Raw genomic sequence first — 10,949 nt, 5'->3', positions numbered from 1 at the left:
AGGGTGCCGATGCGGTCCTCGAGGCCCAGGGCCACGGCATTGCCCCGCGTTGCCAGTGGAAGGCGGCGAAAGGATGCAGCTTTTGGCCGCGCAATTGCAGCATTTTATAGCCCTCATTCAGGGTCTGCAGCATCGAGTAGCTGGTGCCGCCGCCAATATCGGTGGCGATACCGCTGACGATACCTGCCTCGCGCAGGCCCTGCGCATCAAACAGGCCCGAGCCCAAAAAGAGGTTTGACGTCGGGCAAAAGACCGCGCGACTGCCGGTTTCTGCCATGCGCTGGATCTCTCTTGGTTCCAGATGGATCGCGTGGCCGAGCAGGATTTTCGGTCCGAGCAGGCCATAGGTCTCGTAGATATCGAGATAGTCGCGGGCTTGCGGGTAAAGTTCGAGCGTATAGGCGATTTCTGCCTTGTTTTCCGACAGATGCGTTTGGATGTGACAATCGGGGAATTCGCGCACCAATGCGCCTGCGGCCTCCATCTGATCGGGGGTCGAGGTGATGGCAAAGCGGGGCGAGATCGCATAGCGCTGGCGCCCCTTGCCATGCCAATCGCGGATCAATGCAAGGCTGTCATCATAGCTGGTTTGCGGCGTATCGAGCACGCCCTCTGGGGCGTTGCGATCCATCATGACCTTGCCCGCAATCATTGCCATGTTCCGGCTCTCGGCAGCAGTGAAAAGCGCATCGGCGCTGGATTTGTGACTGGAGCAGAAAGCCACCGCAGAGGTCGTGCCATGGGCAAGCAAAAGGTCAAGGAAGGCACCTGCCATTGCATGGGCATGAGCAGGATCAGCGAAACGGGTTTCCTCGGGGAAGGTATAGGTGTTGAGCCAATCCAAGAGCTGGGCGCCCCAGCTGGCAATGACCTGGACTTGTGGGAAATGCAGATGCGGATCGATGAAGCCGGGCAGGATCAGATGGGGACGGTGATCGGTCACGGGCAGGGCAGGATCGCCCAGATCAGCATAGGTGCCAATGGCCTCAATCTTGCCATTCTCGATCAGGATTGCACCATCTTCGATATAGCGCCAGGCGTCCGAGCTGATCGCAGGATCGGCATGAAAACTAAGCGTCCGGCCGCGGATGAGATGTTTCATGGGTATTTCCGTGATAGAGAAATGGGCGCGGTGACGCGGGCGATCACCTCGGCGGCGGTAAAAGCGGCGATGATTTCCGGGCGTTTGTCGCGGCAGCTGCTGGCACCGATCGGGCAGATCAGCCGCGAGGGATCGGTGTTTTGAGACCGGGCAAATCTTTGAAATTGCGCGCGTTTACTGGCGCTGCCGATCATGCCGATATAGGGGGCGTCGCGACGCTTGAGCGCCTCGACGGCGAGAAGGAAGTCGAGAGCGTGGTCATGGGTGACGATGATGAATGAGGTGCCCAAAGGGGCGTCGCGCAGATCCGCCTCGGGCAGGGCGGTCAGACGGCTGGGCAGATCCGGGGCAAGGGCGATTTCCTCGATCCTTTGGTCGAGCAGAAGCGGAGAGAGTGGCAAAAGAGCGAGTGCGCGTGCCAAAGCGCGACCGACATGGCCCGCTCCGAAGATCATCACCTGGGGCCTTGCTGCCGCTTGGGGCAATGCAGCGACACGGGTCAGTGACAAGACCACCCTGCCGCCGCAACATTGCCCGATTTCGGGACCAAGCGGGATGTCCATCTGGGCCTGTTGCTGACCCGAGGTGAGCATCTGCCTTGCGCGGTCGATCGCCATATATTCGAGTTGCCCCCCCCCAATAGTGCCCTGGCACGAATGGGGAGACACGAACATTTCGGCGCCCACGTCGCGTGGGGTCGAACCTTTGGCCGAGGCGACCGCGACACGGATCATCATCGACGCAGGCGCTCGATCGCCATCAGTACGCGCTCGGGCGTGGCAGGGGCATCCAATCTTGGACATTCCCGGTAATCAGCGACCGAAGCCACGGCCATTCCGAGGGCCTCGAATACGGAAATCCCCAGCATGAAAGGCGGCTCGCCCACAGCCTTTGAGCGCTTGATGGTTCTTTCGCGGTTTACCGACCACTCGGCCAGGGCGACGTTGAAAATCTTGGGGCGATCAGATGCCAGCGGAATTTTATAGGTCGAGGGCGCGTGTGTGCGCAGACGGCCCTTGTCATCCCACCACAGCTCTTCCGAGGTGAGCCAGCCGGTGCCTTGCACGAAGGCGCCCTCGACCTGTCCTTTGTCGATGATCGGGTTCAAGCTGCGGCCGACGTCATGCAAGACATCCGCACGCTCGATCACATATTCGCCGGTCAGCGTATCGACCGAGACTTCGGAAACCGAGGCACCATAGGCGTAATAGTAGAAGGGGCGACCCTGGCCGGTCTGGCGGTTCCAGTGGATTTTCGGGGTCTTGTAAAATCCGGTCGCCGAGAGCTGGATCCGTGCCATATAGGCTGCCGAGATGAACTCGGCAAAGGGCATGGATTTGTCGCCCAGCCGGACGGTTTCACCGATGAAAACTTCTTCTGCGATGACGCCATATGTTTCGACGGCAAAGGAGGTCAGCCGTTCGATCAGCTTTTCGCAGGCGTTCAGCGCCGCCATACCATTCAGATCGGTACCCGAAGATGCCGCGGTGGCCGACGTATTGGGCACTTTTTCCGTTGTGGTCTTGGTGATGCGGATGCGGTCAATCGACACGCCCATCGCCTCGGCCACGACCTGCGCAACCTTGGTGTTCAGCCCCTGACCCATTTCGGTGCCGCCATGGTTCAGATGCAGGGAGCCATCGTTATAAATATGGATCAGCGCACCTGCCTGGTTGAACCAGGTGGCTGTGAAGCTGATCCCGAACTTGACCGGGGTCAGCGCAATCCCTTTGCGGATCACCCCGCCTTTTGCATTCCAGTCAATGATGGCCTGACGGCGCGCCTGATAATCCGAGCTTGCCTCAAGTTCCTCAAAGATGCGCGGAAGGATCTGATCCTCGACCTCCTGATGATAGGGGGTCAATTGGCCGTCGCGGTAAAGGTTGATCTTGCGGATTTCAAGCGGATCGCGGCCCAAAGCATAGCCGATCTCCTCGATCATACGCTCTGCAAGAATGACGCCCTGCGGCCCACCGAAGCCGCGAAAAGCGGTGTTCGAGACGGTGTTTGTCTTCATCGGATGCGAGCGCAGCTCAACGTCGGGATAATAATAGGCATTATCGGCGTGAAACAGCGCCCGATCGGTGACCGGGCCGGAAAGATCGGCCGAAAATCCGCAGCGCGCGTAAAAGTCGCTTTCGACAGCATGGATCTTGCCGCTGTCATCAAAGCCCAGATCGTAATCGATGACAAAATCATGGCGCTTGCCCGTGGCCTCCATGTCCTCATCGCGATCAGGGCGAATTTTGACCGCGCGGCCCAGCTTTTTGGCAGCAATTGCTGCGACGCAGGCAAAAAGGTTCATCTGGGTCTCTTTGCCGCCAAAGCCGCCACCCATGCGCCGAACATTCACGACCACGGCACTTGCGGGGACCTGCAAGGCATGGGCGACCATATGTTGCACCTCAGATGGATGCTGGGTCGAAACATGGATCGTGACCTCATCATCCTCGCCGGGGATTGCCATGGCAATCTGCCCCTCGAGATAAAAGTGATCCTGTCCCCCAACGCTGAAGCGCCCTTTGATCCGGCGCGGCGCACCCTCAAGCGCGGGCCGTGCGGCGCCGCGTTTCAACGTCAGCGGCGTGCAGACATAGCCCATACCGGCATCACGTGCGGCAATCGGGTCCAGGGCATGGGGCAGGGCCTCGTAATCAATCTTGGCCAAAGCTGCGGCCTGACGGGCCTGATGGCGCGTCTGGGCCACGACGGCAAAGACAGGCTGGCCCCAGAACTGCACCAATCCCGGTGCAAAGATCGGATCATCATGCAGCCCATTCGGGCTGACATCGTTTTCGCCGGGAATATCCTCGGCGGTCAGAACGGCCACAACTCCAGGCGCTGAACGGACCGCATCCAGATCCATCGACCGGATCTTGGCATGCGCGATCTGCGAAAGTCCCAGGGCCGCGTGCAGCGTGCCAGTGGGCTCATTCAGGTCATCGGTATATTCCGCACGACCTGTGACATGCTTTTCTGCAGAATCATGCTGGATCGAGCTATGCGCCGCGCCTTTGATTTCAACATCCTGTTTCATCATCAAACCCCTTCCTGCGCGCGCGACAAGCGCTGAGCATCATCCGTCTGCTCCAGCCAGAAGCGGCGGAACAAGTTGCTGGCCACAAGGCTTCGGTAATCGGCACTGGCGCGCCAATCGCTCAGCGGTTGGAAATCCTCCCTCACCGCAAGTGCCGCAGCCTCGAAACTGGCGGCGGTGAAAGGGCGACCATTCAATGCTTGCTCGGCTTTGCCTGCGCGTTTGGGAGTGCCCGCCATACCGCCAAAGGCAATGCGTGCCTCTGAAATCACCCCATCTTTGACGCGAATGCGAAAGGCGCCGGCGGTTGCGGTAATATCAGAATGTTGGCGCTTCGAGACCTTATAGGCGGCCAGGTGATCCTGGCCATCTGCCCCTTGGCTCAGGCGCGGGATACGAATGGCACTGACAAACTCGTCGGCGCGACGATCTTGCTTACCATAGGTGATAAAGTAATCCTCCATCGCCACGCGACGCTCGCCTGCAACGCTGCGCAAGATCACCTCGGCCCCCAGCGCGATCAGCAAAGGTGGCGTCTCTCCGATCGGCGAGCCATTGGCGACATTGCCACCAATCGTTCCCGCATTGCGCACCTGCCAGCCCGCAATGCGCAGCCAGTAATCCAGCGCTGTCGGGAAATGCGCCTCAATCATCGGCTCGAATTCACTATAGGTCACCCCTGCGCCCAAAGTGATGTCATTCTCCGTCACCGAAATACCCTTCAACTCGGGCAGCTGGCCAATGAAAACGGCAGGCGAAATCGGCTTGAGCATCTTGGTCACCCAAAGCCCGACATCCGTGGCCCCGGCGACAATCGTGGCTTTGGGGTGTTGGGCAAGGATCTGTGCCAGATCGTCCAGATCGGCCGGTAAGATCGCGCGATCCGCACCACGGGAGACATCGACACGCCCTTTGGGCAGCTGTGCCAGCCGCGTGGTGATTTCTGCACGTTCAAGCGCCAGCGCATCCATGGCCTGACCGCCAGCAGCTGCAGCGGCACGGGCGGATTTGATGATCGGCTCATATCCGGTGCAGCGGCATAGATTGCCCTGCAGGGCGGTTTCGATCTCGATCACCGAAGGATTGGGATTTTCCATCCATAGCCCATAAAGTGCCATGACAAATCCGGGTGTGCAAAAGCCACATTGCGATCCATGCTGCTCGACCATGGCTTGCTGGACCGGATGCAGCCCGCCGTCCTTGCCGCGCAGATGCTCGATCGTGACGATATGGCAGCCATGACACGACGCCAGAAAGCGAATGCAGGCATTCACCGGCTCATAGCGCAAGACACCCTCATGCAGGCGCCCGACCAGAACCGTACAGGCCCCGCAGTCACCCTCGGCGCACCCTTCCTTGGTGCCCAGCATCCGCTGAGAGATGCGCAGAAAATCAAGCAGCGTATCCGAGCCGCCGACTTCTTGAAGAGCGATCTCGGAATCGTTGAGAAGAAATCTGATCTCGTTTGGCATACGCATCTCGCTCATTTTGCTGGACTGAGAAAGACTATACCGAATTCACGTTTACGAAACTTTAGATTATACGTAAGACTTTCCATGGAATATTGAAAAAGGCGGGGTTACCAGATGCCCTATCTTGAAAGTCTAAGGGTTTTTGTCCGAGTGGTCGAATTGGGTTCGATCACTGCGGGAGGTCGTGACCTGCGTATGTCACCCGCCGTGGCCTCTAACCGGATCAAGGATCTTGAGACGCGCTTTGGCGTGCGTTTGCTTAATCGGACCACGCGCAAGCTGGTCCCGACCGAGATCGGCCGTGCGTTCTACGACTCGGCGCGCAGCGTGATTGAATCTCTCGATGAGGCCGAGGCCGTGGTTTCGGGCTTTTCGGGCACGCCTCACGGTACGATACGGGTCACCGCGCCTTTGGGATTGGGGCGACGAATGATCGCGCCTTTGATCCCGCGATTTTGCGCCGATTATCCGGGGGTCGAGGTGCGATTGCGGCTATCAGACCGCAACGTCGATATCGTTGCCGATGGTATCGATCTGGCTTTCTTTCTAGGAGAGCCCAAGGATTCTGCCCTGAAATGGCGACGCATCGCCGAATGTCCGCGCGCGCTGGTGGCTTCGCCCGAATATATCGCGGCGCATGGCACTCCTGAGGCGCCCGCGGATCTGACCAGCCACAACTGCCTGCTGCTGCGCTATCCGCGCAGCCCGGAATATTTCTGGCTGCTTCAGGGCAAGGAAGGGCCGATCAAGCTGATGGTGAATGGCCGTTTTGATGCAGATGACGGCGATGTTTTGACGGATTGGGCGTTAAGCGGACAGGGCATTGCCAATCGCCCACGCTATGAGGTCGATGAGCATATCGCCGCGGGCAGGCTGGTTGAGCTTTTGCCCGAACATGCGCCTTTGCCCGCGCAATTTGGCATGCTGACGCCCCATCGGCGTTTGCAAGACCCCAAGTTGCGCCTGTTTGCGGATTTTGCCGCGCGCGAGACCCGGGGCATGTTTCACCACTAGGTCTGTCGCCAGTCTTGCGGGATGAACTGCCAGAAAGCTTGCCGACAACTGATTGAAAAGGCCCGCAGATGATCTCTGCGGGCCTTTCGTTTTCTGGGGTATTTTTCTGAAAGATCAGCTGCCGCGATAGGTCGAATAGCTGTATGGGGAAACCAGCAGCGGGACGTGGTAATGATCTTGCGCGGCCATGCCGAAACGCAGCGGGACAACGTTCAGAAAGCGCGGGCTTTCGCCTTTGACACCCTGTGCGTCCAGATAATCCCCAACGTGGAAGATCAGCTCGTATTCACCGGTCTGAAAGCTTTCCTTGGGCAGGATATGCGCATCGGTGCGGCCGTCCGAATTGGTCACGGTCTCGGTGATTTTCGCGCGGGCTTCCCCATCAAGGCGGTACAGCTCGATCCGCATGCCCTGCGCTGGCAGCCCCGAGGCGGTGTCAAGAACATGCGTTGTCAAATATCCGGACATGGATTTTCCTTTCGTAACCAGATCGTCAGTCCGCCAGCCGGATCACGGCAGCGCGGGCTTTTTCATTCAGACGCCTACTGTCGAGGGTCTGCAATTGGAAGTCATCGACGACCGCGCGGCCCTCGACATAAACCGCGCGCGGACGCACCGGCGCGCAAAAAATCAGCGTGGCGACCGGATCCCAGCTGCCGGCGCCCGGCAGTTCCGAGATATCCCACAGGACCAGATCCGCGCGTTTGCCCGCCTCAAGCGAGCCCAGATCGCTGCGTCCCAGCACACGAGCCCCGCCAAGCGTGGCAATTTCAAGCGCCTCGCGCGCATTCATCGCCGATGGGCCGTCTTTCAGCCGCGCGACCAGCATGGCCTGACGTGCCTCAAGTCCCAGATGGCTGCTGTCATTGGACGCCGAGCCGTCCACGCCCAAGCCAACCGGTACACCTGCATCACGCATCGCACGCACCGGCGCAATCCCCGATGCCAAACGTGCATTCGAGCAGGGACAATGGGCGACGCCCGTTCCCGTGCGCGCGAAAAGATCGATTTCGCCGGGGGAAAGTTTGACACAATGGGCATGCCAGACATCATCGCCGGTCCAGCCCAGACTCTCGGCATAATCCCCCGGCAACATGCCGAAGTTCTCCAAGGAATAGGCAATATCTTCGTCGTTTTCAGCCAGATGCGTGTGCAATCTGACGCCCTTTTCACGCGCAAGAAGGGCCGCATCACGCATCAGCTCGCGGCTGACGGAAAAGGGCGAGCAGGGTGCCAGCCCGACCTGGACCATGGCGCCGGGGCCGTTGTCGTGAAAGGCATCAACCAGACGCTCGCTGTCTTTCAAGATCGCAGCCTCGTCCTCGACCAAAGCGTCGGGGGGAAGGCCGCCCTTGCTTTCGCCGATCGACATCGCGCCCCTTGTGGCGTGAAAGCGAATGCCCACCTCGGTCGCCGCCTCGATACTGTCATCCAGACGCGCACCGTTGGGGAAAAGGTAAAGGTGATCGGAGGAGCAGGTACAGCCCGACATCGCCAGCTCGGCCAGCCCCAGCTGGGTCGAGATGCGGATGTCATCCGGGCCCATCCGGCCCCAGATCGGATAAAGTGTGCGTAGCCAACCAAAAAGCGCCGCATCCTGAGCAGCAGGGACGGCGCGGGTCAGCGTCTGGAACATGTGGTGATGGGTATTGATCAGACCGGGCGTGACCACGCAACCTTTTGCGTCCACGACCTGCGCCCCTTCAGCGACAATACCTGAACCGACGGCAGAGATTACTCCGCCGTCGATCAAGACATCACCGCCTGCAATCTCGCGCCTTTGGCCGTCCATGGTTACGACCACTTCGGCCCCGCGAATAAGCAAACGGTGAGACATCAATGCGCCTCCGCTGCAAGTGCCGCGTCACGGGCATCTTCTTGTGAGGCTTTGGGCGCTCCGTTGAAGAACCAGTTCAACAACACCGCCGAAACTGCCGCCAGCAGAATGCCCGAATGGATCAGCGTGTGGATCGAATGGGGCAGCCATTGGTTGAAGTTCGGCGCAACCACCGGGATCATGCCAAGGCCCAAAGAAACCGCGACGATGAACAGGTTATGTTTGTTGCCCTTGAAATCCACGCTCGAAAGAATACGGATGCCCGTGGCTGCAACCATGCCAAACATCACCAGACCGGCACCGCCAAGAACGGTGGTCGGAAGCGATTCAACCAAAGCCGCCATTTTGGGAATAAGCCCAAGAATGACCATGATCACACCGCCCGCCACGCAGACAAAGCGCGAGCGCACCCCGGTCACGCCGACAAGGCCGACGTTCTGGCTGAACGAGGTATAGGGGAAGGTGTTGAACAGACCACCGATCAAGGTGCCCAAGCCGTCAACCCGCAGGCCGGCAGTCAGGTTGTCACGATCGATCTTGCGGCCGCAGATGTCACCCAGCGCCAGGAACATCCCCGTGGATTCGATCATCACCACCAACATGACCAGGAACATGGTCAGGATCATGATCGGGTCAAAGATCGGCATACCGAAATGCAGCGGTGCAATCGGCGCAAACCAAGCCGCTTTATCGATCTGGCCCATATGCATGATGCCAAGGCTTGCAGCCAGCACCCCGCCGATGACGATACCCAAAAGCACGGCAATATTGGACACGAAACCCTTGCCAAAGCGCGCGATCAGCAGGATCGAGGCCAGCACGGTGATGCCGATCAAGATCCGGTCAAGCGAGGCATATTCCGGGTTCATGACCGTCGGTGCCAGCGTCACCCCCTCGGGCACGCCGCCAGCTGCAAGCTGCGCATCCAGCCAGGCCTTGGCGGCCGGATCAATGGTCTTGGGGGCCGTCGGACCGACCGGAAGGCCGAAAATCCAGTTGATCCCCACCGGCAAAAGGCTGACGCCGATCACCAAAATGACGGTTCCGGTCACGACGCTGGGGAAAAAGCGCAACAGGCGCCCAATCACCGGCGAAAAGAGCATGGCCAGCACGCCGGCCGCCATGATCGAGCCAAACAGCATTCGCGCGCCATCGGCGCCGGGGTTCGAGCTGGCGATGGCAACCATCGGCCCAACTGCGGCAAAGGTCACGCCCATCATCACGGGCAGGCGGATGCCAAACCAGCGCGTCGCGCCAAAGCTTTGGATGATGGTGACAATTCCGCAGACGAAAAGGTCTGCCGAAATCAAAAAGGCCACGTCCTTCGGTTCAAGCTGAAGGGCGCGGCCAACGATCAAAGGCACCGCAATGGCGCCGGCATACATAACAAGAACGTGTTGGAATCCCAACGCAATCAGGCGTGGGGTTGGCAATCGTTCTTCGACGGGGTCGAAGCCGGGCGAGTGCACTACACTACTCTGCATCCTATCCTCCCTGAATCGGATGTGTTGCGGTTTGGTCTTGGGGTCGGGGCAGGCCGTCAGATGACGACCTGTTGGGCAATCCCCTTTGCTTTCGCGAGTTCTACGACTTTTGCAGCGACAGCAAGATCCTGAAGGCCGACGCCGGTGCCATCGAAGATGGTGACTTCGGCGCCATTGCGACCAGGAATTGCGCCAGTAACCACCGCGCCAAGTTCATTGATGTCCTCGGGGGTGATCAATTTCAGGCCGATCGCATGCTGGGTCTCGCCGATGGTGATCGACTGGGCGATCTCATCGGTGAAGACGCGGGCACGTGCAACCAGTGCTGGGTCCAGCTCTTGTTTGCCTTTGGTGTCGGTTCCCATGGCCGCGATATGGGTCTCGCCTTTGACATGCGCATCCATCAGCAGCGGCGAGAAGGCCGAGGTGATCGAGATGATGACATCGGCTTCGGCACCCAGACGGTCCAGCTCGACAGCTTCAAAAGGCAGGCCGAGCTCGGCGGCGGTATCTGCCAGACGGCCCAGCATATCGGGATGGGGGTTCCAGCCGATGACCTTATCAAACTGATGGACAGCCGCGGCTGCCTTCATCTGAAACGCCGACTGATGACCGGCACCGATCATGCCCAGCACCTTTGCACCTTTGGGCGCAAGGTATTTGATCGAAACAGCCGAAGCAGCGGCGGTGCGCAATGCTGTCAACAGGTTGCCACCGACTGCCGCGCTGACGCGACCGGTATCGGGATCAAACAGAAACACCGTGGACTGGTGGTTGATCAGATTGTGCTTTTGGTTGTTGGGCCAGTAACCACCGGCCTTCAGGCCAAGGGTCAGTGCTGCCCCATCAAAACCGCCTTTGAACCCATAGAGCGCATCTTCGTGGCCAATGGCCTCGCGCACGACAGGAAAGTTATAGGCTTTGCGTTCAGCCATCGAAGCGAAAACCGCTTCGATGGCTTCAAACGCCGCCGCTGGGGTCATCAGACCCGCAATGTCTTTTT

The 10,949-nt window shown here is 59.4% G+C and carries 8 protein-coding genes and 1 pseudogene; 1 reads left to right on the top strand and 8 read right to left on the bottom strand.

From position 1 onward, the window contains the following. From guaD to xdhA, 4 genes and pseudogenes are all read right to left on the bottom strand, one after another. Window positions 1-1,102 (bottom strand): annotated as a pseudogene (gene guaD / locus RTS12_RS10975) (guanine deaminase); the annotation flags it as partial. After that, window positions 1,099-1,839 (bottom strand): xanthine dehydrogenase accessory protein XdhC, encoded by a 741-nt coding sequence (xdhC, locus tag RTS12_RS10970; protein WP_312528383.1) that lies wholly within the window; start codon window positions 1,837-1,839, stop codon window positions 1,099-1,101. The pseudogene guaD and the gene xdhC, both read right to left, overlap by 4 nt. After that, window positions 1,836-4,139, bottom strand: a complete 2,304-nt coding sequence (gene xdhB, locus RTS12_RS10965) for a xanthine dehydrogenase molybdopterin binding subunit (protein WP_312528382.1) — start codon at window positions 4,137-4,139, stop codon at window positions 1,836-1,838. The genes xdhC and xdhB overlap by 4 nt, the downstream gene beginning before the upstream one ends. Before the next feature lie 2 nt (window positions 4,140-4,141). Then, on the bottom strand, window positions 4,142-5,617 hold the full coding sequence (gene xdhA / locus RTS12_RS10960) for a xanthine dehydrogenase small subunit (protein WP_312528380.1): 1,476 nt from the start codon (window positions 5,615-5,617) through the stop codon (window positions 4,142-4,144). 108 nt (window positions 5,618-5,725) lie between these two features. Between xdhA and RTS12_RS10955 the strand changes: the two genes are divergently transcribed. Beyond that, window positions 5,726-6,625, top strand: a complete 900-nt coding sequence (locus RTS12_RS10955) for a LysR family transcriptional regulator (RefSeq protein ID WP_312528378.1) — start codon at window positions 5,726-5,728, stop codon at window positions 6,623-6,625. 114 nt (window positions 6,626-6,739) lie between these two features. Here the strand turns inward: RTS12_RS10955 and uraH are convergent, their stop codons facing one another. The 4 genes from uraH to bhcD form a co-directional block, all read right to left on the bottom strand. Then, the gene (gene uraH, locus RTS12_RS10950) at window positions 6,740-7,093 is read right to left on the bottom strand and encodes a hydroxyisourate hydrolase (RefSeq protein ID WP_312528375.1); all 354 of its coding nucleotides are present in this window, start codon (window positions 7,091-7,093) and stop codon (window positions 6,740-6,742) included. 25 nt (window positions 7,094-7,118) lie between these two features. Beyond that, window positions 7,119-8,462 (bottom strand): 8-oxoguanine deaminase, encoded by a 1,344-nt coding sequence (locus tag RTS12_RS10945; protein ID WP_312528373.1) that lies wholly within the window; start codon window positions 8,460-8,462, stop codon window positions 7,119-7,121. After that, window positions 8,462-9,946, bottom strand: a complete 1,485-nt coding sequence (locus RTS12_RS10940; protein WP_312528371.1) for a nucleobase:cation symporter-2 family protein — start codon at window positions 9,944-9,946, stop codon at window positions 8,462-8,464. The genes RTS12_RS10945 and RTS12_RS10940 overlap by 1 nt, the downstream gene beginning before the upstream one ends. 56 nt (window positions 9,947-10,002) lie before the next feature. Next, a partial coding sequence (gene bhcD / locus RTS12_RS10935) for an iminosuccinate reductase BhcD (RefSeq protein ID WP_312528369.1) occupies window positions 10,003-10,949 on the bottom strand: 947 nt, incomplete at its 5' end.

The organism is Paracoccus sp. (in: a-proteobacteria) (assembly GCF_032007265.1).
Lineage (GTDB): Bacteria > Pseudomonadota > Alphaproteobacteria > Rhodobacterales > Rhodobacteraceae > Paracoccus.
This window is presented reverse-complemented; position numbering and strand designations above follow the sequence as displayed.